Here is a 24735-nt window from a genome sequence, read left to right on the forward strand (position 1 = left end):
AATACAGGCTTTGGTTTGAACAATTAAGTAATATATTTATTCACTGTGAATACAATCTTGGAAACCTTTTGAATAATGTCTTTATTGGAGTACAGGAAAGCAAAATAAAAGAAGGTTCTTGAAAATGGTGGGTTCTCCTCTTATTGAAAGTTAAGATATGAATAAAGGCAAAAAATAGTTCCAACGAGTGCGTGCAGCGCATCCAAAACCTCTGGCTGATGCCCGTGTTCTGCATAAAGGAGAAAAATGAAGAAATGCCCATTCTGTGCTGAAGAGATTCAAGACGAAGCCAATAAATGTAAGCATTGTGGCGAGTTTCTGGATGAGGCCGACCGGTCATCCTTGTCGGGAAAGAAGATTCAATGGTATTTCCGCACATCCTTTATTGTTTTTGCAGTTTGTTGTGTCGGACCCCTCGCGTTGCCGTTGATTTGGTGGCGTCCGCAAACAACGAGGGCCTGGAAAATCGGACTTACAATAGTAATTCTTGTTCTTAGCTGGCTCTTATTCCAAGCAACCCTGAAATCCCTTGATACGCTCAAAGAGTATTACAGGTTAGTTCATTGAAAAATCATAGAATGATTTATAGCCATAACAAGTGAATCCAGGATATTTGTCGCTAACGCGCCAAAATCCTGATTCAGGACGTTACGCTTATTAACGACAGAGCAAAATAATTGCCCGCTCTGCTTAAGTATGATATAATGTAATACTACAGGAGGAAATGATGGGCAAAGGAAAGATAGCGATCACACTGGATGAGGAATTTGTTGGCGAACTGGACAGGCTTGTCAATGAACATGTTTTTCAAAACCGGAGTCAGGCGATTCAAGAAGCTGTGAGTGAAAAACTGCTGCGTATGAAACACAGCCGACTGACAATGGAGTGTGCCAAACTCGATCCTGCCTTTGAAAAGGCAATGGCTGAGGAAGGTCTGGCTGAGGATGTGAATCAATGGCCGCAATACTGAGGGGAGAGATTCGGTGGGCAGACCTTAACCCCACAAGAGGTCGTGAGCAGTCAGGATTGCGTCCTGTCCTGATCTTGAGTCATGACGTTTTTAACGACCGCTCAGGTACAGTCATAGCTGTGGCAATTACGAGCCAACCTCAAAAGGCCGGGTTTCCGTTAACGCTTGAACTTAAAACCATAGGCTTGCCGAAGCGGTCATGGGCTAAGATCAGTCAAATCCGGACACTCTCTGTTGAAAGGATTGGAAAACTGATCGGTAAAATATCCCGGGAGGAGTTGACCCAAATCATTGAGGGACTGAATGAAATCATTGCGTAACAAGGCATTTCAGCTAATCAGCCTGAATCAGGCCTCTCGCTGAATTTTGTGTTATGTGATCAGAGACGTAATAATATAAAAGGGGGGAAAGATGATGCAATTGAGGAACGTCATATTATGAACATTGCAAAACGGGATTTTGATAAAGAGGCTGCCTCCTGGGATGAGAATCCTGCAAGGGTCAAGTTGACGAAAGATATTGCCAATGCCATATCAAAGCAGATTGTATTGACGCCCGATATGGATGTTATGGACTTTGGTTGTGGCACAGGATTATTGACCATCCAACTACAGCCCCTTGTCCGTTCTATCACCGGTGTCGACAGTTCGCAGGGGATGCTCGATATATTGAATATGAAGATCGCTAAACTGAAGCTGAACAAGGTTGGCGCTGTACTTATCGATCTTGACAAGGGCGATGTTCTGACAGGGAATTATGACCTTGTTTTAAGCAATATGACCCTTCACCATATAAAGGAAATAGAACCTCTTTTCGCTCAATTTTATAAAGTCACGGCCCCTGGTGGTTATCTGTGTATTGCTGATTTGGACTTGGATGATGGTCAATTTCATGAAGACAAAACCGGCGTATTTCATTTCGGATTTGATCGGGCAACTCTGCATAAGGTTTTCACGAAAGCGGGGTTTGATGGTGTTCGGAATGTGAGTGCCGCAGAAGTGGTGAAACCGAATATCAATGGAGAAATGAGGCGGTTTTCAGTATTCATCATGATGGGTCGGAAGCGATCAGGGGAACCTTGGGGACACTCTTAAAATGTTAAAATGTGATTTTCAAAAAAATTACAAATGATTAATAAAGAACGACTTTACTATCTCGACAATCTCAAGGTTTTCCTGATAATTCTGGTTATCATGCATCACGTCGGACAGGCATATGGGTCGACGGGTGGAATCTGGTTTTATTCATACCCGGGTGAACGAGCAAAACCCTTGGGGCTTCTCTTTCTATTCAATGCGTCATTTTTCATGGGGCTTTTCTTCTTTATTTCAGGGTATTTCTACCCGGTATCATTCGACCGCCATGGAGCCCGTAAATTTATTATTGACAAACTTATGCGCTTCGGGATTCCGCTGATCTTTGCAGCTCTTTTCATGATCCCCGTTATGGAATTTGTGAAATATCTTAAATACACAAACTGCATCAGTTTCCAGGATTTCTACATCCAACACTGGTTAAACTTCGCCCCGACTACAGCAGTCATTCAAAGTACTCGCAACTTTGGGCATTTGTGGTTTGTAGAACATCTGCTTGTCTACTCAATCCTCTATGCCGCTATTAGAACAGTGTTGCAAAAACTTGCACCATCCCTATCGATTTCCGCTACCCGTCACGTGCGACTATACGCGATCATTCTCTATATTTTAGCCCTGGGGGTTGTCACGCATCTCATGCGGACAACGTGGGGTTTTCCCATAAATAGATGGATCGGATTTCTCGGATTCATACAGATGGAGCCGGCACACATTCCACAGTATCTGTCACTTTTCATTTTGGGTATTCTTGTCTACAGATGGTCTTTTTTAGATTCCATCACCACGCCACGCAATATGTTCTGGCTTTTGCCCGGCGTAGGTATCTACGTTATCACTATAGTACAACTATATACCACAGGTCGCCAAACTGCTTTCTTCCTGTGGGAATACAGGGAAGCACTTCTCTGCGTAGGGGTCTGCATCGGACTTCTTGCTCTTTTCAAGACTTTATTTAATCGGACAGGACGTTTTATGCAAATTCTCGCGGATAACGCATTCGGGGCGTACATCTTCCATGTACCGGTAGTGGTCGCGCTCCAGTTTGCATTTGATCCTGTAAAGGCAGGAGCTTTCACTCTTTTTATGATTGTATCGGTTCTGTCCATACCAGGATCTTTCCTTGTATCGCTCCTTGTACGGCTCATCCCTGGAATAAAAAAAATTTTATAATTGGTGATAGATTTATTTATTTTTAGGATCTGTCCATTTTCTCAATAACATCATCCAGTGAACCAATGAATGGACCGGCGGACTCCATCTTGATTGATGCGAGCGCTGCGGCGAACTGAAGCGAGTCTTCAACAGAATGGTCCAGCCGGCGCGCCAGGTACGATCCCATAACAGTGTCACCGCGACCCATCCTGCCCAGGGTACTCCTGTTGGTAAACTTAGCGAATGTGTTTTCCCCCTTGCTCCGAGCCAGCACCCCCTCTGAAGAAGTTATTATAGTCTCGGAACTTCCCCAGTCTTCCAGTATATCCGCCTGATCCTGCAGAACATCGGTACCCGTCAGAATTTGCGCCTCCACAGCATCAAGTTTTACGAAATGTGCCATACTCAGGATTTCTTTTTTCTCCGGCACATCTTTAAGGTAGACGGCTCCTGTCTTATTGTCAGCCTGGAGCACGAAGCCCTGCATATCCACTGACAAAAGGAATCCGTTTGCTTTCAGTAGCCGCATCAAGTCCATTTGAAACTCGTGGGGACCCATACAGCAAAGGTGCATCAGGCACGGTTCAAAAGGAGGTATGTCGTTAATAACAAAATTTCCTCCGCCCTTTATAATAAAGGCCTGCCTTTCATCGACATTTGCGGTCTGGAAAACGATACGGTATTTAGCAACCTCTCCGGGCTGTACGAACAGATCAATACCGGCAGTTTTCAGCGGTTCCAGGAGGTATTTTTCGCTCTCGGAGATTTGTGTCACGGCGGCAATCTTTTTTCCCAGACAGGAAGATGCTATTGCAGCAAAGAGTACCGGACTGCCCGGTACGACAAAAGGGGGCCCTTCGAAAGGAACAATTGTACCCGTAGCCATGTGACCAATAAATACAATATCGTAATGATTCATCTTTAACCTTTCAGATTGTAGTTGCCGGCGGACTGGCTGATACACTGACCAATGTATACCACTTTTTTCGTATACAGTAAAGAGAATAGACGGTGCTCTCGGCCATCAGTTATGCGGTAATGAGGGGGAAGAAGATAACGGAAGAAGATAGCGGAAGAAGATAGAGGAAAAAGATAGCGGAAGAAGATAGAGGAAAAAGATAGCGGAAAAAAAGGAGTTGCAGTTATAGGTAATGGAAGAGTTATTGAAATTTTTAGGAAGTCCCCCTTCTCTTCCAGATATATCTACCGTTCTCTACGTACTCTGCGAGAGATAATGCATTTGAATTTTCTTCCGGACATTGCCCGGGTGTCATTCTAATTGTTTATGAATTCCTCAATGTCAAGAATAAAGATTTGACCCCATTCGTTTTCTCTCAAGAAGCTGAATTGTGTAGAACAGCCTCCATATTGCCTTTACGTGAATATTAATGGTTGCAGCAACTGTTGCTGCAAATATTTGTTGGGAAGGCAGGATATCAGGCTGTGTGTTTGCGCAGACCTGAGTAGATTAGGGCTGTCACCTTCTGGGCATGCTCCATAATATTCTCACCCAGCCCTTTGCCTTCGATCTGCCCATTCATGTGTAAGGTTGCGAGACCGTGCACCGTGGACCAGGCAAAAAGACCCAACTCCCGAGCGTCTCCTGCAACGATCAGGTCCATATCCTGACATTCTCTCACAAGGTCAGTCAACAGGTCGAGCGCTTTAAGGCTCACCTGTTTGAGCCCGGGATAGGCGCTCTTCATAGCGAGCATAGGGTGGTACATGACCCTGAAAAATGCAGGGTGCCGAAGCGCAAACTCGACATAGGCCAGTCCGACAGCCTTCAGCCTCTCCAGGGGGTGATTGGACGAGCTTCCGATGGCTTCTTCCATCTGCACAACCATCAGCCGAAATCCCTCTTCTGCCACCGCTGCCAATAGTCCTCTCAGATCTCCGAAATGATGGGCAGGCGCCGTATGGCTTACGCCGGCACTACGAGCCGCCTTTCTTAGTGTCAATCCTTCGATTCCTTCTGCTTCCATGATTGAAAGCGTGTGTCTTATCAGGGCGTTTCTCAGGTCGCCGTGGTGATAGGGAGTGCTTTTCCTGATTTTTCCTTCCATAGGTATCTTTTCTCCATTTTTTTATATTATTATACAAAATGAACTTGACAATGGCAAGATAAGTATATATCTTTATATTTAATGTTGACAGTGTCAAGATTAAATAATAAAACAAAAAAAGGAGGCGCCATGAATAAGCCCGAATTAGGCATAGCAGATAGACAACGAGAGTTCTTTTACTCCCGATCCGTAAGGAACGTCGAATTCCGTCTTGAACAACTTCATGTTCTCAAGAGGATCATCATAGATCACGAAGCGAGGATTCTGGAGGCACTAAATAAGGACCTGCAGAAACCGGAGGCGGAGGCGTATACGAGCGAAATAGCCCCGGTACTTCATGAGATCGATCTTGCGTTAAAACATCTGAGGTCGTGGAGCAAGCCTGAGAGGGTCCGGACGCCCCGTATTCTGTACCCCGGCTCGAGCGCCATTTACCGCGAGCCCTACGGCAGCGTTCTTATCATAGCCCCCTGGAATTATCCTTTTCAGCTTGCAATGATCCCCCTGGTTGGCGCCATGGCGGCCGGCAATTGTGCGGTGCTCAAGCCGTCGGAGATATCGTCTTTTACTTCAAGAGCCATGGCAGAGATGATAGGCGCCTCTTTTGATCCATCTTACGTTACCGTTATCGAAGGAGGGGTTGACCTGACACATCAGCTTCTCTCTCAGCACTTCGATTGTATCTTCTTCACCGGCAGTTCTCGCATTGGAAAAATCGTCATGGAAGCTGCGGCTAAATATCTGACACCTGTTGTACTTGAGCTTGGCGGAAAAAATCCCTGCATCGTCGATAAAGATGTGGACGTGGAAAAGACGGCCCGCAGAATCGTATGGGGAAAGTACTTTAATGCCGGACAAACATGTCTGGCCCCTGACTATCTTCTGGTGCATAAGGCAGTCAAGGAAAAACTGATAGATGCCATAAGACTGACGATCGAGAGATTCTACGGCAACGAGCCTTTTCAAAGCCCCGATTATGCGCGGATTATCAACCAACAACATTTTGTACGCCTGTCGGCGCTATTGAAGGAAGGGGAGATTGTTGTAGGAGGTGCTACAGATTCGACAGCCCGCTATATCGCGCCAACGGTTATTGAGAAAGTTTCCTGGAACAACAACATCATGTCGGAGGAAATATTCGGTCCCCTCCTGCCGGTCCTCGATTACGAGGACATCACAGAGGTCATTGAATTGCTTCAAAGAAAATCCAAGCCATTAGCTTTGTATTTTTTCTCGCGGAACAAGCAATATCAAAAAAGAATTCTTAGCGAACTTTCAAGTGGAGGCGTGAGCATCAATGACACCATGGCTCATATTCAGAATGTATGTCTGCCCTTCGGCGGTGTAGGTGAAAGCGGCATGGGTGAGTACCACGGAAAAGCAAGTTTCGATGTCTTATCACACAAGAAGGCCGTGCTCAAGCGATCCTTCTTCGCTGATCCTCAAATGAAATACCCGCCCTACAGAACCCCGCTCAAGTATCTAAAGAAAGTGCTAAAATTCCTTTATTAAAAAATAGAAACCATTGCTAAAAATATACTGAAACCTCCCCAAAGCCTATATAGGCAGGGAAATGAAGGGGCCAGGATAGAAAGCTCTTCAACCCTTGTAAACCGAAGCCGGTCCTTGTTTTGCTGATTCTCCGCAACAGTTTCGGAGAATTTGGAAATGCCCGAAAAAGACTGCCTCTTAGATAGGACCAAGGGGATTTTTTTAAGAGAATAAATAGCTTTGAAAAATAGAGAGATCATAGACGCGGAACAAACAACAAAGAAGAAATTGCCCAACTCAAGCTGATGCAGCCAACCTGCGACGCAGGTGGTTGATGGCCATGTTACCTCAAAATATTATTGACAGGATGCATATGAAGGATGCATACTAATGCATATTACTTTTGAGGTGATCGTATATGAGAACAACATTAAATATCGAAGACGCATTGATAGACAGCGCATCAAGGCTGACCGGTATAAAGGAGAAAACCACCCTGGTGAAGCTTGGACTGGAGGCTTTGATTGCGAGGGAAAGCAGTAAGAGACTTGCAAAGCTTGGCGGCACAGAGAGACAGTTGAAAAACATACCGCGCAGAAGACCCGCAGAGGAATAATATGGTTCTCGTGGACACTTCAGTATGGGTCTCGCACCTACGGGCAGGGAATAAGGAGCTCATAGCATTGCTGAACAACGGAGACGTGATGTGTCATCCTTTTATTGTGGGCGAACTTGCCTGTGGAAATATCAAAAATAGAACATCAATACTCTCTCTTCTTCAGTTGCTCCCTATGGCAGTCCAAGTAGAGAACGAAGAAGCCTTGCATTTCATAGAGACCAATAGCCTTATGGGAAAGGGGTTAGGCTATGCGGATATACACTTGTCTGCCTCGGCAGTGTTGTCGGGGGTCCCAATATGGACTCTGGACAAGAGTCTTGCTAAGATCAGTGAAAAGCTGAATATAGGTTATTCGGCCGCTTGAAGAGATAACAAGGGAGACCAAGGGGACATCTCAAGATAAAGCGACCTCTCGCTGAGTTGTATGTTGGGCGACAAGAGCTCAATAGAATAAAGGTAGGACTTATAACCGGAAAAAGGAGGAAAAAAATGAAGAAGATGCAATACAGAATTGTTTTAGTAGCAATGTGGGCGTTGATACTGTTGAATGCTGCATGGGCGCAGAGTGCGGACAATTCCCTTCCAGTTGGACCCAAGAAGACTACAGAGAGCGGGCTTAAAATCTTCTTTAACGGAACCATTCTTACCGTCGATGAAAATATGTCCGAAGCACAGGCAATAGCGATAAAAGACGGAAAAATCATTGCCGTTGGAACAAATAAAGAAGTTTTGAAACATAGAACCCGGAACACAAAATTTATTAATCTGAAAAGTAAAACCCTGATGCCGGGGTTTGTGGAAACCCATTCACATCCAGTCCTTAAAATGATAGTTGAAAACTACACAGTTGATATCCGACCTGCGACTGGTCATACCGATGGCGTAGAGATCATGGATACGGTCAGAAAGACCATTGCCAAAGCCAAGCCTGATGAATATCTGGTCTTTTTTGGCTGGGATCCTCTTTTACAGAAGGGGCTGAAGAATCCAACCAGAAAGGAACTTGATGTGTTATCACCTAACAATCCTATTTTCATATGGGGCAATAGTGTTCATGTTGCTTTTGCCAATACCAGGGCACTTGAGCTGGCCGGAATCAACAAAAACACTCCTGACCCGGGCGGCTCGATGGGTGGATCTTTTGGACATGATAAGGATGGTGAATTAGACGGCAGAATTGATCAGGGTGGACCGGTTGGAATAGTGATTGCCCCCTTTTTAAAAAGTAAGATCGACAATCCGCAGAAAGCAGCAGAAGCTATATATAATGGTTGGCTGGTAAACGCCAGTGACGGAGTTACAACCATTAGCGACGATGTATTATTAGAAGAAGCGATGGCAATTTACCAGTTAACAGCCGAAAAATTTAAAACAATACGTGTCCGTGGATATGCCGTTGATTATCAAAAGTGGAAACCTTTTGAAGGTGACGCAATGATAAAGGTCAATGGTGGAAAATTGTTTGTTGACGGAAGCCCCTGGACCGGAACAATAACCATGACACAGCCGTATCTCGTCAACAATACAACCGTTAAGATTATGGATACCCCTGCCGGATATATGCAAAAACCATATGTAAGCCAGGAAGAACTGCAAACATTCATCGACGACATTCTCAAAAGCAAGCGCTCGGCCGAAATTCATGTTGAGGGCGATCAAGCTATCCAGATGGCGCTGGATGCAATTGAGAAAGGACTCATACAATATCCATGGGACAATCACCGAATCCGGTTGGCACATGTTCCGATGATCCGTGACGATCAAATCGAGCGGGCCAAAAAACTGGGTGCTCAACTGACATTCCTCATGGCTCATGTAAAATATTGGGGAGACGTCATTCCAACCCTTGTCGGCGACAAGAGGGGACAACGCTGGTGCCCCGTTGCTTCAGCAAAAAAATATGGGGCCAATTTTGCCTTTCATTTTGACGGTCCGACATCGCCCAACAAGCCATTGGAAACGCTACAGACAGTAACAACCCGAAAAACAGTCAGCGGAAAAGTTTTAGGGCCTGAAGAACGTATATCCATTGACGATGCAATCCGAGGTTATACTATTAACGCCGCTTATCAATTGTTCATGGAAAAAGAAGTTGGAAGCATTGAACCGGGTAAATATGCGGATATGATTATTTTGAGCGATAACCCGAGAAAAGTGGATCTTGAAAAATTGTCAAAGATCAAGGTTCTGGCAACATATGTAAACGGAGAAGAGATCTGGAGAGCTAAAAAATAAAGGACAGACCCTGAGGGAGGGGGGATCAAAGGGACATCTTAAGAAAATAAAAGTAGCAATAGAAGGGTCAGCCATGCGGCGTTGCTGATAGCCGGAGGTAGTGATGGCATCTTCCGGATATTTGCAAAATTGGGTATCCGTAATCCCGAAGAGGTAAAGAAAAAAGCAGATGATATAAGGCAAATAATGCAGAAACAGAAATATGAGAACCAGGCAAATGCTGCCGGTGGGTAAATAAGTCTTTTTATAGAGCTATAAAAGATTCATATTAATTCTGATTCATAGATAGCACCCAGAGGGTACCAGGGCAACGAGGAACTCCCGCGGGTACCCGCACTCCGGGGCAGGCTTAATACGGAATTTTTAGAGTTTCGCAAAGGTCTCGGAGTGTAAGGAGGAGTTAACAAAGATGTGCAAATTAGGTCAATATGGCATCAGATACAAAGTGTTATTTCCAGAATGCGGTCAATCCTGAAAGCGCGTTCTTTTTTGCGGAGATGGCAGTAAGCCCTGAGACCCTCAAAGTTCTTTCCTTTAAATTCCATATTATCAATCGATATGGGACGTATTGTACGGAGAGACTTTGTGTCATCGGGCTTCAAATAAAGGATCTCAAGGCCCATCCCCCGTTTTATGGCGTCATCTATTATCCTGCGCCTCTCGTTATAGCTCACTTTTTCGTCAGCCTTTCTGTACTGGAATCGTGTGAGAAACTGAACTATGCGCCAATCCATGCGGATATGAGCTTTTGTGATCTTTTTAGTGAGAACAATACCGGCAAAGCTTGTACATCGGCTTAATGCCACATAGACCTGGCCGTGTGCGAATGTGCCGCGGCCGATGTCTATGACGACTTTGTCAAAGGTTTTCCCCTGGCTTTTGTGGATGGTAACGGCCCAGGCAAGACGGATGGGATACTGGGTAAAGGCAGCCGTTTTTCTGGTTGAAATCCGTTTCGTTGCTCTATCGTACTGATATTCGAAGAGCTCCCATGTATGCGGGGAGACTTCAACAGTTCCGCCACTCTGGAGCTTTACAAGGACGCAGTTGCCTTCGCTGCCCTCTCTTTCTATGTCTGACACCCTGCCCAAAGTCCCGTTTACCCAACGTCCATATTTGTCATTGTTGACCAGCATAACTTGTGCCCCCGGCTTCAGTTTCAAGGTCTCTTCGGCAGGAAGCGAAGAGCGTTCGAAGGCCCCGTTGAGAAGACCATCATAGTGCACCGCAGACCCTGAGAGTGCTTCAAGTTTTTCCAGGTTTCGCACCGTTGCAAGTTCATTGGTGCTTGTCAGCGTGATGTAAAACCCGTCATCAGGCGGTACAAAATCAGGTCGATGATTCTGGTTCAACCTTTCCATGTCCTCATCGGTGCAGGATCTGTTGCGGATGGAATTAAGGAGCGCTATAAAATCAGCTTCAGTCTGACGGTAAACCTTCTCCAGTTCGATAAACTCCATGTCGAAGGTCTGTTCTTTAAATACCTGCGCCGAGAAGAAATACGGCGTCTCGTACCTATGGGTGAATATCTCTTTTTCGGCCGTGGTTACAACGGGTGGAAGCTGGTAAAGGTCGCCGATAAAGATCATCTGAATGCCGCCGAACCATTGCTTCCGGTACGGTCCGTTGAGGCGCAGAAATTTTTCGATACAATCGAGAATATCGGCCCGAACCATTGAGACCTCGTCAATGATGATCGTATCAAATGCTTTGTAAACACCTCCCTCCTGACCCCCGACCTTTTTTATCTTTTCAGGTGTTATGCCTGGCTTGAAACCGAAAAAGGAGTGGATAGTCTGCCCCTGTATGTTCAGTGCAGCAACACCGGTAGGTGCAAGTACAGCGACTTCTTTATCGGTGGTTTGCCGGAAATAGTCAAGAAGTGTTGATTTTCCTGTGCCAGCTTTTCCAGTGATGAACAAATGACGACTCGAATTCTCCATAATATCAAGGGCTTTACGGAACTCGGGATTGATGTCTATAGGCTGTTTTTTCATTTAATTGATTTATTACGCTAAAAAAGCATAGTACAACCTATGCCTGGCCGCAAGTCTTTTATTGATAGCATGTTGCATTCAAAAACAGCACCAGTAATGCGGGCACCCTGTGGCGATAATGCTGCGGGGTGCTATAACCCACCTTTTTTATAAGAGGGATTATATGTATAAAGAATGGTGTTTTTTCCACTGGTCTGGAGATACCCAGCAAATGGTTTTTGGAACATTTTATTTCTTTCGGGTAAAATCATCGGGAGATGAAGGCATCTTATTAATGACGAGCCCCTTTAACTTTTTGATGATCTCATGATCCTCGCCGAAATAAGGTAAAAGCGATTGTATCGCACGGCCAACCGTACCGTCGCATAGATCCTGAAATTCCTGTTTTACTTCAGGCGGCAGGGCATTATAATCTCTTACAGCATGATCCACCCAGGGAGTTAAAGGTCCGATGCCGTCCTTATCACTGGCATAAACATAACCTTCCAGCGACCCGACTTTTGCCGCAAAATCATACACCTTTCTATATAATCCCATAAAGCCTCCTTATAATGATAAATAAACCTTATTAGTATATTTGACAAATTAATGAAAAGTCAAATAACTATGCTATTACAAGCAACCTGCATTACTGATGATGATTTTTATTCATGCGATCTTTCAGATTAGGATTCAGTGTTTTTCGAGATCATCTATCGGATGCAATGAGTTGATAGTTTATAGATACTTTTTTGGCAGCAGATATGTAAATATTTTACGAATATTTTTTATTATTTTCATAATGCTTTAAGTTTCAGCAATATATTGACGATAATCACATTAATAAATACACAGGGGGCACCATGGGAACAAATATGTCCAACATACTGCTTGAATCAGGTACAAACGAAGTAGAAGTTCTGGAGTTGTATATTGATGAAGAGAGCGGTTACCGCGGTTTTTACGGAGTAAATGTAGCAAAAGTTCTTGAAATCATACCAATACCAAAAAATATCATAAAGCCGCCGAATATTGCAAATACATGTGCTGTTGGCATGTTTAATCACCGTGATAAAATTATTATTCTTGTTGATCTTGCAATATGGCTGGGAAGACAGAGAACAGAAAATAAACCGGCCAATATACTCATTACAGAATTTAATAATGTTGTTACGGCTTTTCTTGTCTCAGGAGTTACAAGAATTCATCGTTTAACCTGGGCTGATATAAAACCATTAGACTCATATCTTGAGGGATTGAGCGATTCCATTACCGGAGTGATCCATCTGGAAGACAGGATTGTCTTTCTTCTTGACCTTGAAAAAACTATTGCTGATTTAAACCCTGAACTGGCTATATCGGCTTCGTCACCGGAATCGCAGGAAGCGCTCCTTGATGTTCCGGATCAGCCGATAAAAATATTACATGCTGATGATTCCAGTGTTATTCGCAATACTGTTAAAAAGCGTCTGGAAGAGGTCGGACAGTTCACTGTTCAGTCTGCAATAAACGGTGATGAAGCATGGGCATACCTTGCAGATGCAAAAAAACTTTCTCATGAAAAGGGTTGCAGTCTCACTGATATTGTTGAAGCGGTGCTGTCGGATATTGAGATGCCCGGTATGGATGGATATCATCTTTGTAAGAAAATCAAGGAAGACCCTGAGCTGAAATCGCTGCCCGTTGTGCTTTTTTCTTCATTGATAACTGAAAAGCTTATACATAAAGGGGAGGCTGTAGGCGCGGATGGGCAATTTGCGAAGCCGGACCTTAAACTGATAGGGCACATAAAAAAACTTGTTGAGGAAAGAAAGAGGGCGATCTGAAGAGATTGCCCCGTCCTGCTTGAATTGTGTGCAAACCTGTGGCAATCCACTGTTTTTATGATAATACTAAATTAATTATACAACACTAAACCACATTGATTCGAAACATTTTTTACAAATTTAACTAAATGAAAAATGGGAGAGGTTTTATGTATATATAAACTGATGTCCCAAATAATTGATTATTGGAGAAGCCTTGTTCTTACAGCCCTTCTGCGCTCTTGTGGCAATATGATGCGAACTTCAGTTCCATTATCCGGCAAAATGTCAACCTCAAGACGGCCTTTATGCTCCTGAATGATTCTTTTGGCCAGGGTAAGTCCCAGACCCAGGCAGTTAAATTTTGTAGTAAAAAAAGGATCAAAGATGAAGGGAAGATTTTCAGGCAGGATTCCATCTCCGTTATCTTTAACTCTTATCAACGACTGATCCCCGGTAACACTACCGGTTATTGTCAGCCTGCCGTTGTTAGAGATGGTCTCCAGACCGTTCTGCACTATGCACTGAACAGCCCGGACTATAAGAAGGAGATCACCGAACAGAGGTTTTACAGATAAAGTATTCGGGTCAGGAAAACTGATTTTCAACGGATTTTCTTCAATTTCAAGTTTAAAAACATGTTTGATTCCATCAAAGATTTCGGAGAGTGTAATGGTAGAATAATGGATTTGATGTACCTGAGAAAATTCCACCAATCGGTCGATTATATATTCAAGGCGTTTTGCTTCATTGTGAATGATTTCAGTATAATGGGCAAATTCCTCATGAGATATCTGATCTTTGGCCAAACGTAAGGCAAACCCTCCAATAGAAACTATGGGGTTTCTAATCTGATGTGAAATTTGATCGGTCATCAATCCGAGTCCGGCAAATCTTTCAGAGCTGAGGGATTCTTTTTCCATACTTTTTAGATGGGTAATATCCTGAAAGGTAAAGACCATGAACTCATATCCCGGGGAATCTTCTCTATATAATGCTGTAGAAAGGTTAACAAAAAAGGTGCCATTGTCATTCCTGCGTAGAAGAGCCTCTCCTTCAAAGTTTTTGCCTTCCCGGATCAATTTTATAATATTCGGGAGGTAAAACTGGGTATCGTCAGGAAGAAATAATATATCTATCAACTGACCATTCAAAGAATCTTTCGGATAGCCGAGTAGTTCTACTGCCAAATTATTGGTAAAGCGAATACGTCCCTGATTGTCGGTCAGGATAATCCCCGTCTTGACAATCTCAAACAGTGTACTGCTCAGACTTTGTGACCACAACAAGGGGTCCATTTTTTTAATTCCTTCTTTTTTTAAGACCGGTACTATGATGACCCTGTTTTTTAACAGAAGTTTATCTTAAGGACCTTATATATATTTTAATACAAATTATTAATATGGCAACAATTGTTTTTTTGAGGGATGAAATTAGATTTCATATCTTGCTTGCAAAATCGGGAGGAATATGAAAGGATAGAAGCGGTGAAATATCGGATTTGCTGAATAAAAACAGGAAACTTGTGTCATCGTTTGTCTTCACAAGTCAGATAATGAAAGAAGGAGGAAAAGAATGTACAGCAGCTTATATAAGAAAAAGCTTACTACCCCTGAAAAAGCTGTAAGGCTAATAAAAGACGAGGATATGCTTGTTCACGGGCTTACTATGGCTGAACCGCCTGCCCTGCTTAGAGCAACGGCTTCCCGCATAAGGGCGGGAGACCTCAAGCGGATCAGGATATTTTCCGTACTGCCCTTAGCTCATGCCTGTACGACGCTTCTTGTGCCTGATCTTGTTGACTGTGTCGAGGCATACAGCGGTTTTGTGAGCGCAGGCGCAAGGGGAATGGTAAGGACCGGACTCAGCTATTATATACCGAATCATCTCCATCAGATTCCAAGGCTTTTAAAAGAGTTTATAGGGGTTGATGTATGTGTGACCATGGTGTCGCCCATGGATAAGGCAGGGTATTTTTCATTTGGAACAGCCAACGATTTTACGTCTACGGCTGCAAGGGCAGCAAGGGCATTGATTGTTGAGGTAAATCGCCATATGCCGAGAGTCTTTGGGGATTCCCTTCTGCACATTTCTGAAGTGGATGCAGTCATAGAAAACGACGAGCCCATCCCTGATTTTCCACGTGCTGAAGCAAGGCCTGAAGACGAGATCATTGGTCGGATGATAGCAGAAATAGTTCCTGAAGGTGCTGCCCTGCAGTTAGGCATAGGCAGCCTGCCAAACGCTGTGGCAAGGCACCTCGAACATCACAGTAAACTCGGTATCCATACCGAGGTCTTTGGCCCCGGCATGGTTTTTCTTATTAAGAAAGGAGTTATCACCGGTGAAAAGAAAACCTTACATCCCAGGAAGCATGTCTATACTGTGGCGCAGGGTGACCAGGGGATGCTCGAGTTTATGAACGATAATCCCGCAATGGTCAGCTATCCCTGTTCTTATACCAACCATCCCTCAGTGATAGCGCAAAATGACCGTATGATTTCAATTAACTCTGTTCTTCAGGTTGATCTTTTGGGACAGTGCAACGCAGAATTTTTATCCGGCTATCAATATAGTGGTACAGGCGGGCAACTGGATTTTGTAAGGGGCGCCTTTGATTCGAAGGAAGGAAAATCAATTCTTGCTTTTTACTCTACCGCAAGCAATGGTGAAATATCACGGGTTGTCGACCGTTTCGATTCAGGTGCTATGGTTACTACCCCTCGTATGGATACCCATTATCTGGTAACGGAATTCGGTGTTGCCAATCTAAAAGGTAAATCCACAAGGGATAGGGCACTGGCAATCATCGGTTTGGCGCATCCTAAATACCGTGAACAACTCCTGCGCCGTGCAGAGGATATGTATCTTTTGTGAGAATGAATTATCTTGCCATATTTATGTTATATGGCAAGACCTACAAGTCGGGGATATTTTATTATGCTTGCTGTCTATGTAAATGATAAATCAGCGCTTCACCTTGGGTATTGAATCGGACCGGAATACCTGAAGTTCCAACCCCGGCATGAGTTATACCCTGCATATCAAGGTATTTCCAATGTCCTCGGTAATACCTCCGACCTCGGTTCAGGTGGGTAATAAGCGGCTTCCCGCCAGGTAAACATACCTGACCGGCATGGGTATGACCGCACAGGTATAAACATACACCCATTTCAGCAGCAACATCATAGAGTTCAGGGGAATGGACCAGGGCGATGGAAAACTCGTTATCTGCGTGTTCCAGCGCATGTAATGCCTGATCAGTGTAATAATAGTGAACATCGTCGGTGCCGATTATTCTGATTTTATCATTACCCTGATGAATAAAACAGGCTGAATTGACCAGCATGGTAATGCCGATTTGTTCCATAGGATTGAGCATATGGCACCCGTCATGATTACCGAGAATCCCAATGAATCCATGTTTGCTATTGATGTGTCCGACCAGATATTCGAGGCTTTTGATAATATGTTTGTGGAGTCCATGTAATTTTGTTCGGTAATCTCCTGTCAATACGCATAAATCTACGGTTCTATTTTCCAGAACATTAATAATTCGATCTTCTATACCGTTTGTTCCATCCAAATGAAGGTCAGAGAGATGAAGAATCGTGAATCCTTCAAATGCTTGCGGTAAATTTGTGAAGTACAGGGGCATCTCCCTTAGTATAATATTTTCCGCATTACGTACCCCTTTTTGATACAGGTTTACAAGACGCAATACGAATCCGAGGGTTTTCATCATAATGAGTAACTGATACCAGTGATGGCGTCCCCTGTTTCCATACCGTCTGGTTTTCAAATTATCCATTTCCATTCGAAAACGATTGTTGGCCCATATTTGTCTCCGGTTAATAAACCTTTGTTCGGGAAATAGGGGTTCAGGTTTTGGAAAATCGTCCAAGACTATTGTAGGGGAAGGTGAATTTGATGATGGGGTATCCATTTCTATCCTCCTCAAATTTGTTACTCTATTAGAATTATAAAAGGCCGGGTAATTGTCAAGAATAAAACGTCCTGGAGTTTCCTGAGTGCTGTTTTCGAATATGCCCGAATTTTAATACAACATGTGTTATACTATATGTCGAAATATTATTCTGGAAGGGAGTGCAATGATGAGAAATAAGGGATACACAATCAGGAAAAAATCAGGGTTCAAAAAAGTAGAGAACAGCAAGACTGCTGACGAGATTCTGAATGAAATAAAACAAAGCATTACCCCGCGAAACGACTATAGAGAACAGTCACTGAGAATTCATGGTCTTATCTGCGCAAAGTGCGCAAGAGAGTTTGGCGATAAAGACAGACATCTCCTGACCGTACATCATAGGGATGGCAATTCCAGGAATAACCCTCCGGACGGCTCAAACTGGGAAAATCTCTGTGTTTATTGCCATGACGATGAACACAGCAGGGGTCTACTCGCTGATTATCTCAGTGAGAATAAATAGCAATAAATTTATCTTTTATGTTTTTGTGGGGTCTGCAAGGGATTATCTTTCATAGAGAGAGAAATACGTTTTCGTCCGATATCCACATCAAGAACTGTGACTATCACCTGCTGGTGGACCTTTACTGCCTCGTTAGGGTTTTTAACAAAGCGATTTGAAAGCTGGCTGATATGTACCAGACCTTCCTGATGCACGCCTATATCTACAAAGGCGCCGAAGGCAGTGATGTTGGTAACAATCCCGGGGAGCCTCATGCCCGGTTTAACATCTTCAATCTTTTCAATTCCCTCTGTAAAGGCAAATGCCTCAAACTGATCACGCGGGTCCCGTCCGGGTTTGGCAAGCTCATTCAGAATGTCGTTGAGTGTGGGGAGCCCCACTGTATCGGTAAGATATCGATTTACATCTATCTGTTTTCTCAGCGTTTCGTTCCGTATCAGGTCCTTGACAGAACTTTTTATGTCCTGTGCCATTGCTTCGACAATCGGGTAGCTTTCCGGATGGACAGCACTTTCGTCCAAGGGGTTTTTTGCCCCGTTTATTCTTAAGAATCCTGCGGCCTGCTCAAATGCTTTTGGGCCCAGGCGCGGCACCTTTTTCAACTCTTTTCTTGATCCAAAGGGTCCATGTTCATCCCGGTATCCCACAATGGCCTTTGCAAGTCCCGGCCCCAAGCCGGAGACGTACGTAAGAAGCTGTTTGCTTGATGTGTTAACCTCAACCCCCACAGCATTCACGCAACTTGTGACCACGTCATCGAGACCTCTTTTCAGGGCGCGCTGATCTACGTCATGCTGATATTGTCCGACCCCGATTGACTTGGGATCGATCTTCACCAGTTCCGCAAGTGGGTCCATGAGTCGTCTGCCGATTGAAGCAGCGCCTCTCACCGTGATATCATAATCGGGAAATTCCTCCCGTGCTGTTTCAGATGCAGAATAGACGGAGGCGCCGCTCTCGTTTACTATTATCACAGGAATTTCCCCTGGCAGTTTGAGCCTTTTCAAGAAGGTCTCTGTTTCTCTTCCTGCTGTTCCATTTCCTATGGCAATTGCTTCTACACTAAAATTTCTGCAGAGTTCAATCACCGTCTCACCTGCCCTGGTAGCCTCTTTCTCTGATTGATGAGGGAAGATCGTATTGGTTTGAAGCAGCTTTCCCTGGCTATCGAGGCATACCACTTTGCAGCCTGTTCGGAAGCCTGGGTCTATAGCAAGGACATTCTTCCTTCCCAGCGGTGGAGCAAGAAGAAGCTGTCGAAGGTTTTCCGCAAAGACCCGGATTGCATCTTCATCTGCCCGGTCTTTTGTGATAACACGGACCTCCGTCTCTATAGAGGGAAAGAGGAGCCGCCTGCAACTGTCTTCAAGAGACTGTTTTACCTGGTTTGATCCCGGGTCGTTTCTTTTGATGAATAAGGTTTCAATAATGGCAATAGCCTCTTGCTCGGGTGGAACAACGCGGAGCGTCAGAGCACCTTCCTTTTCTCCCCGTCTCATTGCGAGGATCCGATGAGAAGGGGCGGTATTGACAGGTTCTTCCCAGTCGTAATAATCCCTGTACTTGGCTCCTTCCTCCTCTTTATCAGGTAAGACTTTTGATTTGAATACAGACTTCTGAAGGAAAAACCCTCTTATTCCGGCGCGTGCCTCAGCGTCTTCGCTGATCCACTCCGCCATGATATCCCGCGCCCCCGAAAGGGCATCGTCTGATGAATGTACTTCTTTTTCAGGATTTATAAATGCTTTTGCCTCTTCGAATGGGTCTGAGTTTACCGGGTCGATACCATCCTGTGCAAAAAGACGCTGTGCTAATGGTTCAAGCCCCTTTTCCCTTGCAATGGCAGCACGTGTTCTACGTTTTGGACGGAAGGGGAGATAGATATCCTCCAGAATGGTCATAGTTTCGGCTTTATTGAGCTTTTCTTTCAATTCATCATTTAAAAGCCCTCTCTCTTCGAGAGAACGAAAAATGGCGTCTCTTCGGTTGTCCAGTTCAGCCAGTTGTTCAAGACGATCCCGGATTGCTGTAATCGCCACTTCATCAAGTGAATTTGTAGCTTCTTTTCGATAACGGGCAATAAAGGGAATTGTTGCTCCCTCTTTAAGAAGCAGGGATACCGACTTTACTTGCCCTGGTATCAGATGGAGTTCAAGGGCAATTCGCTCAATATGGGTTTCATTCATTATTTCCTCGTCCGACAAAAAAAGAGCCGGCACATGTGCCGGCTCTTTTGGTTTCAGGAATTATTTTCTATACTTTTTCAGATGCCAGTATGGCAGCACCAAGAGCGCCGACTATTTGAGGCTCTGAATGAATTCTCAAACTTGTGCCTAAAGCATTTTCAAGAGCCTTAACAACGCCGATGTTTTTTGCAACACCTCCTGTCATTATTACCTCTTCTTTAGCACCGCCCAATCTGTTGATCAAGCCTATTGTCCTGTCGGCTATTGCCCTGTGAATCCCGTACAATATGTCTTCTATTTCTTCCCCTTCACTTACAAGAGAAATAACCTCTGATTCTGCGAAAACAGTGCATATACTGCTGATTGCCAATTCCTTTTTGTGTTGCAGTGATATATCACCTATTTTATTAAGATCAACATCTAATGCCTTTGCCATTACCTCGACGAACCTGCCTGTACCTGCCGCACATTTATCATTCATCTCGAATTCTACAACACGTCCCTTTTGGTCAATCCTTATCACCTTTGTATCCTGCCCGCCAATGTCTATGATTGTCCTTGCGTCCGGGAAAAGGTAATTTACGCCTTTTGCAATACAAGTTATCTCTGTGATAGACTGTTGTGCAAACATGGCCCTTTTTCTACCGCAGCCCGTAGCAACAACATATGATATGTCAGAAGACTGTTTCGACTGATAGGCAAGCACTTTCTCAAGGGCATTTTCTGCAGACTTTTTAGAATCAGCACCAGTCTGTGCTATCTCATAGTAAAGAATACCTTTGTCCTTATCAAAAAGGAGTGCTTCTGTTGTGATAGAGCCTATATCAATTCCAGCAACTAACATGTATTATTACCTTTCCTTACTCAATAATGGCAAGAATGGCGTCTGCTTCTACGTCTTGGCCTGCGGATACCATTATTTCTTTTATAACGCCTCCTACCGGCGCTACGATAGGCATTTCCATCTTCATTGCTTCAAGAGTTGCAATCTGGTCATCTTCGGCAACCTTATCTCCAACATTTACAATAACATTTACGATTTTTCCAACCATTGGAACAGTTACTTCTGTAGCCATTTTAGCCTCCTTAAATTTTGTTGTTAACTCTTTCTGTAACCCAAAGCAAACTGAGCGATTATCATTTTCTGAACATTTGATGTGCCTTCAACTATCTGATAAGACTTTGCATCTCTTAAGTATCTCTCGACAGGATATTCTGAAGAGAAACCGTAGGAACCGAATATTTTTACTGCTTCTGAGGCGCAGAAATTTGCAGACTCAGCAGCATAATATTTTGCCATGGAGGTTTCAAGGGTGTTGTTCATTCCCTGGTCCTTCTGCCATGCTGCTCTGTAGACAAGCAATTTTGCAGCGTCGTGTTCGACAGACATCCTGCCAATCTGCTCCTGAATCATCTGGAACTGGCCTATCGCCTGACCAAACTGCTCTCTCTCATTGGAGTATTTGCAGGCTTCATCGATACATGCCTGTGATACGCCGACTGCCCTGGCTGCTGAACTTAAACGTGTGAAGTTAAGCATGGTCATACAAATATTAAATCCCTGACCAAGTTTTCCTACAAGGGCGCTTTTCGGTATCTTTGCTTCTTCAAAGAAAATCTCACCGGTAGGTGCACAGTGAAGGCCGAGTTTTGTTGTAATAGCCCTCTGGGTGACGCCGGGGGTATTGAAATCAACAAAGAATGCGGACATACCTTTGTGTTTTGCTGCTGTGTCGGTCATAGCATAGACAATACCGGAACCACAATAGGGTACTCCGGATATCCATGTTTTTGTACCATTGAGAATAAAACCATCATCAACTTCTTTTGCAGTTGTTTTCATGCTGGCCACGTCAGATCCGGAGTTCGGCTCTGTAATAGCAAAGCAGCTACCGTTTGTCCCTGCAATCAGTCCCGGCAAGTACTGCTCTTTTAATTCATCGCTTGCAAATTTTATTAGTGCATTCTGAGGACCATTCATCTGAAGGTTGAAGGGAAGTCCCCAAGAAGGACTTACTCTTGCAAATTCCATTGCCATGAGGGTTGCTGCCATATGGCCTTCCTCAAGTCCGAGTCCGCCGTACTGTTCAGGGGCAATACAGGCAAACATGCCCTGGTCGCCCATTTTTTTCAGCATTTCAGGACGATATTTATGCTCCTTTTCATCTTCTTCCATAGTAGGTTTAATATTTTTTACAGCGAAATCATAAGCCATTTTACGCATTGATTCGAGCTCATCAGAAAACTTAAATTCCATATTTTTCTCTCCTTTCGATAAGAATGTGAAACAATTAACAAACTATATTAGCAAAGCGCATTTTTCATGTCAAGCTTATTTTTTCAAAATAGGTGGGTGTTTACGGTTAATTATAAAAGGTTAACTGTTCAGTGCCTGTTGCCTGACTCCTCTGGCTGAGCAAGAGCAACAAACGGAATGTTTCAATCAATAGATTCCTCGAAGCTCTGCTACGGGGTAGTTCATTAAAGTATTTTTCCTTGTCGACATTCAGATTATTTGAAAAATATTGCAGAGGCCGGCAGGCTTATATATAATTAACGATTAAACAATTCAGAGGGAAGCTTTGATTTTTAATAAAACGGGTTTGGTTAAGGATAATTTATATGTTACAGGTTTTCCCTGGTCACCGGTTTACCTCTTAGTTTCTGAACACCCGGTTATTTTTGAAGCCGGTTTTTGCTGTATGGGTAGGCACTATGAAAAAGATATAATAGAAATATTGCACGAAAGAAAACCAGAAATGCTTTTTATAACACATGTTCATTATGATCATTGCGGAGCAGCATCGTATCTGAAAAAGGTATTTGAGGGCTTGAAAATAGGTGCTTCCGGAAGAGCCTCAGAGATAATTCAAAGACCTAATGCACAGGCATTAATGGTTAACTTAAGCGAAAATGTAATTAAATTAATTGAAAATATGGATGATGTAAATAATGATATACTTGTTAGAGATCAATTTGAGCCTTTTCATGTGGATACGTTGCTTGAAGACGGACAGATCATTGATTTTAAAAACGGTTTATCTGTCCATGTTTTTGCAAGTCCCGGGCATACAAGAGATATGTTAAGCTATTATATACCTGAGAAAAAATTTCTTATAGCAACAGAAACTGCCGGCTGTATGAGCCATACCGGCGCTATAGTTACCGAATTTCTGGTTGATTACGATGCTTACATCACATCTCTAAGGCGGCTTGCCGAGTTGGAAGTAGATGTATTATGTCAGGGACACCATTTTGTTTTTACCGGCAGCGATGTAAAGAAACATTTTGAAAAGTCTATTATTTCAGCAGAAAAATTCAGAGAGACTGTGGAAGATTTTCTACGATTGGAAGATGGTTCAGTTGAACGGGTAGTCTCCTTGATTAAAGCTCAGGAGTATGACCTGAATCCCGGACCCAAGCAACCGGAGGGGGCATATATGCTTAATCTCAGGAAAAGGGTGGCCCATTTGGCTGAACGGCTTGAGGCAAAAAGACACGGCGACAATTTATCGTGAACGGGTATCTTTATATTGTAAAGCTGAGCTATCTATAATTACAAATAGAATTGTCGAAATCCATCTTCTTGTACATGATCATAAATCAATTGAATATAAATTATTTGATTATTAATCAATTGAATTTATTTGCAAAAACTACAAAACAGTTGACTATTCCCTGTAATAACAGTTAATATTCAAAATGTGAATTTTTTAATTTATTAACAAATCGGAGGAATCTATGGAAATCAAAACTATTGGAGTATTGGGCGCAGGCGTTATGGGAAACGGCATTGCCCAGGTAGCCGCTCAGGCAGGCTATAATGTTATTTTGAGAGATATTGAAGACAGGTTTGTCGAAGGTGGCATCAAGAATATTGATAAGTTTCTCTCAAAGAGCGTTGAAAAAGGTAAAATGACTGCAGACGCTAAGAATGAGCTCATGGGAAGAATCAAAGGTACAACCAAGATGGAAGACCTCAAAGACGTGGACTTTGTTGTTGAGGTTATTATCGAAGTAATGGATGTAAAGAAAAAGGTATTTGCAGAGCTGGATGAACTTACCAGAAAGGATGTAATACTTTCCACAAACACATCATCAATGTCAATTACCGAGATTGCAACGGCAACGAAGAGACAGGATAAGATTGTGGGTATGCACTTTTTTAACCCGGTGCCACTTATGAAGCTGGTAGAAATCGTAAGAGGACATAGGACCAGCGATGAAACATATGCAATAACTGCTGATTTGACAAAGAAGCTTGGCAAAGAGGGTGTTGAGGTAAAAGTTGATGTGCCGGCTTTTCTTGTTAACAGACTTATGATACCGCACTTTATTGAGGCAATGAAGCTTTACGAACAGGGTGTAGCATCGAAGGAAGATATAGATAAAGCAGCAAAGCTTGGTCTTAATTACCCTATGGGGCCCTTTGAACTGATGGATCTTACAGGTCTTGATATCAACCTGAATGTGAATGAGTATCTGAGAAAAGAGTTGCCTGCTGAGTTGAAATGGCAGTCTTCTCTGGAGTTGAAGAACTTAGTAAAGGTCGGCAGACTGGGAAGGAAGACCGGCGCAGGATGGTACGATTACAACAAGTAGAAATATAGACTAACAATAAAAAAAAGGGGCGGACAAAATCCGCTCCTTTTTTTGTTCCTTTCAAGTTAACACCCTGCTCCAAGCAGCA

General features: G+C 43.6%; 24 protein-coding genes. 14 read left to right on the top strand and 10 right to left on the bottom strand.

Features of this window, described 5'->3' with window-relative positions:
• Positions 1–246 precede the first annotated feature (246 nt).
• The 5 genes from NT178_16125 (at position 247) to NT178_16145 (ending at position 3234) form a co-directional block, all read left to right on the top strand.
• Positions 247–567, top strand: a complete 321-nt coding sequence (locus tag NT178_16125; protein MCX5814049.1) for a zinc ribbon domain-containing protein — start codon at positions 247–249, stop codon at positions 565–567.
• A 160-nt stretch (positions 568–727) separates the two neighbouring features.
• Entirely contained in the window at positions 728–970 is a 243-nt protein-coding gene (locus tag NT178_16130; GenBank protein MCX5814050.1) for a ribbon-helix-helix domain-containing protein, read from the top strand.
• Complete coding sequence (locus tag NT178_16135) at positions 955–1290, top strand: type II toxin-antitoxin system PemK/MazF family toxin (GenBank protein MCX5814051.1); 336 nt, start codon at positions 955–957, stop codon at positions 1288–1290. Before NT178_16130 ends, NT178_16135 begins: the two co-directional genes overlap by 16 nt.
• A 117-nt stretch (positions 1291–1407) precedes the next feature.
• Entirely contained in the window at positions 1408–2064 is a 657-nt protein-coding gene (locus NT178_16140) for a class I SAM-dependent methyltransferase (protein ID MCX5814052.1), read from the top strand.
• A 33-nt stretch (positions 2065–2097) separates the two neighbouring features.
• A complete protein-coding gene (locus NT178_16145; GenBank protein MCX5814053.1) occupies positions 2098–3234 on the top strand; it encodes an acyltransferase family protein in 1137 nt (378 codons plus the stop codon).
• A gap of 22 nt (positions 3235–3256) precedes the next feature.
• Here NT178_16145 and NT178_16150 read toward each other — a convergent pair whose 3' ends face one another.
• Together NT178_16150 and NT178_16155 are read right to left on the bottom strand one after the other, a co-directional pair.
• Positions 3257–4135, bottom strand: coding sequence for a PfkB family carbohydrate kinase (locus NT178_16150; protein ID MCX5814054.1), 879 nt, complete (start codon positions 4133–4135; stop codon positions 3257–3259).
• A gap of 517 nt (positions 4136–4652) precedes the next feature.
• On the bottom strand, positions 4653–5282 hold the full coding sequence (locus NT178_16155; protein ID MCX5814055.1) for a TetR/AcrR family transcriptional regulator: 630 nt from the start codon (positions 5280–5282) through the stop codon (positions 4653–4655).
• A 129-nt stretch (positions 5283–5411) separates the two neighbouring features.
• Here NT178_16155 and NT178_16160 point away from each other — a divergent pair, with 129 nt between their 5' ends.
• The 4 genes from NT178_16160 to NT178_16175 all read left to right on the top strand — a co-directional run bounded on the left by NT178_16160 (position 5412) and on the right by NT178_16175 (position 9627).
• Positions 5412–6794 (top strand): aldehyde dehydrogenase, encoded by a 1383-nt coding sequence (locus NT178_16160; GenBank protein MCX5814056.1) that lies wholly within the window; start codon positions 5412–5414, stop codon positions 6792–6794.
• Positions 6795–7191: 397 nt separating this feature from the next.
• Positions 7192–7389 (top strand): type II toxin-antitoxin system VapB family antitoxin, encoded by a 198-nt coding sequence (locus NT178_16165; GenBank protein MCX5814057.1) that lies wholly within the window; start codon positions 7192–7194, stop codon positions 7387–7389.
• A gap of 1 nt (position 7390) precedes the next feature.
• The gene (locus tag NT178_16170; protein MCX5814058.1) at positions 7391–7756 is read left to right on the top strand and encodes a type II toxin-antitoxin system VapC family toxin; all 366 of its coding nucleotides are present in this window, start codon (positions 7391–7393) and stop codon (positions 7754–7756) included.
• Between the two features lie 125 nt (positions 7757–7881).
• A complete protein-coding gene (locus tag NT178_16175; GenBank protein MCX5814059.1) occupies positions 7882–9627 on the top strand; it encodes an amidohydrolase in 1746 nt (581 codons plus the stop codon).
• A gap of 434 nt (positions 9628–10061) precedes the next feature.
• Here the strand turns inward: NT178_16175 and NT178_16180 are convergent, their stop codons facing one another.
• Together NT178_16180 and NT178_16185 are read right to left on the bottom strand one after the other, a co-directional pair.
• Positions 10062–11624, bottom strand: coding sequence for an AAA family ATPase (locus NT178_16180; protein MCX5814060.1), 1563 nt, complete (start codon positions 11622–11624; stop codon positions 10062–10064).
• A gap of 228 nt (positions 11625–11852) precedes the next feature.
• Positions 11853–12161, bottom strand: a complete 309-nt coding sequence (locus NT178_16185; protein ID MCX5814061.1) for a hypothetical protein — start codon at positions 12159–12161, stop codon at positions 11853–11855.
• A gap of 305 nt (positions 12162–12466) precedes the next feature.
• Here NT178_16185 and NT178_16190 point away from each other — a divergent pair, with 305 nt between their 5' ends.
• A complete protein-coding gene (locus NT178_16190) occupies positions 12467–13429 on the top strand; it encodes a chemotaxis protein (protein MCX5814062.1) in 963 nt (320 codons plus the stop codon).
• A 182-nt stretch (positions 13430–13611) separates the two neighbouring features.
• Here the strand turns inward: NT178_16190 and NT178_16195 are convergent, their stop codons facing one another.
• Positions 13612–14706, bottom strand: coding sequence for a PAS domain S-box protein (locus tag NT178_16195; GenBank protein MCX5814063.1), 1095 nt, complete (start codon positions 14704–14706; stop codon positions 13612–13614).
• 277 nt (positions 14707–14983) lie between these two features.
• Here NT178_16195 and NT178_16200 point away from each other — a divergent pair, with 277 nt between their 5' ends.
• Complete coding sequence (locus tag NT178_16200; GenBank protein MCX5814064.1) at positions 14984–16285, top strand: 4-hydroxybutyrate--acetyl-CoA CoA transferase; 1302 nt, start codon at positions 14984–14986, stop codon at positions 16283–16285.
• A gap of 61 nt (positions 16286–16346) precedes the next feature.
• On the opposite strand, the gene NT178_16205 is transcribed toward NT178_16200, so the two are convergent.
• The gene (locus NT178_16205) at positions 16347–17354 is read right to left on the bottom strand and encodes a metallophosphoesterase (protein ID MCX5814065.1); all 1008 of its coding nucleotides are present in this window, start codon (positions 17352–17354) and stop codon (positions 16347–16349) included.
• Between the two features lie 166 nt (positions 17355–17520).
• On the opposite strand from NT178_16205, the gene NT178_16210 reads away from it, so the two are divergent.
• Positions 17521–17859, top strand: coding sequence for a YajD family HNH nuclease (locus NT178_16210; GenBank protein ID MCX5814066.1), 339 nt, complete (start codon positions 17521–17523; stop codon positions 17857–17859).
• A gap of 8 nt (positions 17860–17867) precedes the next feature.
• Here the strand turns inward: NT178_16210 and NT178_16215 are convergent, their stop codons facing one another.
• From NT178_16215 to NT178_16230, 4 genes are all read right to left on the bottom strand, one after another.
• On the bottom strand, positions 17868–20045 hold the full coding sequence (locus tag NT178_16215) for a Tex family protein (protein MCX5814067.1): 2178 nt from the start codon (positions 20043–20045) through the stop codon (positions 17868–17870).
• A gap of 67 nt (positions 20046–20112) precedes the next feature.
• Complete coding sequence (locus NT178_16220; GenBank protein ID MCX5814068.1) at positions 20113–20889, bottom strand: acyl-CoA dehydratase activase; 777 nt, start codon at positions 20887–20889, stop codon at positions 20113–20115.
• A gap of 16 nt (positions 20890–20905) precedes the next feature.
• Complete coding sequence (locus NT178_16225; protein ID MCX5814069.1) at positions 20906–21202, bottom strand: acetyl-CoA carboxylase biotin carboxyl carrier protein subunit; 297 nt, start codon at positions 21200–21202, stop codon at positions 20906–20908.
• Positions 21145–22302, bottom strand: coding sequence for an acyl-CoA dehydrogenase family protein (locus NT178_16230; GenBank protein ID MCX5814070.1), 1158 nt, complete (start codon positions 22300–22302; stop codon positions 21145–21147). Before NT178_16230 ends, NT178_16225 begins: the two co-directional genes overlap by 58 nt.
• Positions 22303–22627: 325 nt before the next feature.
• On the opposite strand from NT178_16230, the gene NT178_16235 reads away from it, so the two are divergent.
• Both NT178_16235 and NT178_16240 read left to right on the top strand, forming a co-directional pair.
• A complete protein-coding gene (locus NT178_16235) occupies positions 22628–23563 on the top strand; it encodes an MBL fold metallo-hydrolase (GenBank protein ID MCX5814071.1) in 936 nt (311 codons plus the stop codon).
• 223 nt (positions 23564–23786) lie between these two features.
• Complete coding sequence (locus NT178_16240) at positions 23787–24647, top strand: 3-hydroxyacyl-CoA dehydrogenase family protein (GenBank protein ID MCX5814072.1); 861 nt, start codon at positions 23787–23789, stop codon at positions 24645–24647.
• The last annotated feature ends 88 nt before the right edge of the window (positions 24648–24735 follow it).

The sequence above is a fragment of the Pseudomonadota bacterium genome (assembly GCA_026388255.1).
In the GTDB taxonomy this organism is placed as follows: Bacteria; Desulfobacterota; Syntrophorhabdia; order Syntrophorhabdales; family Syntrophorhabdaceae; genus JAPLKB01.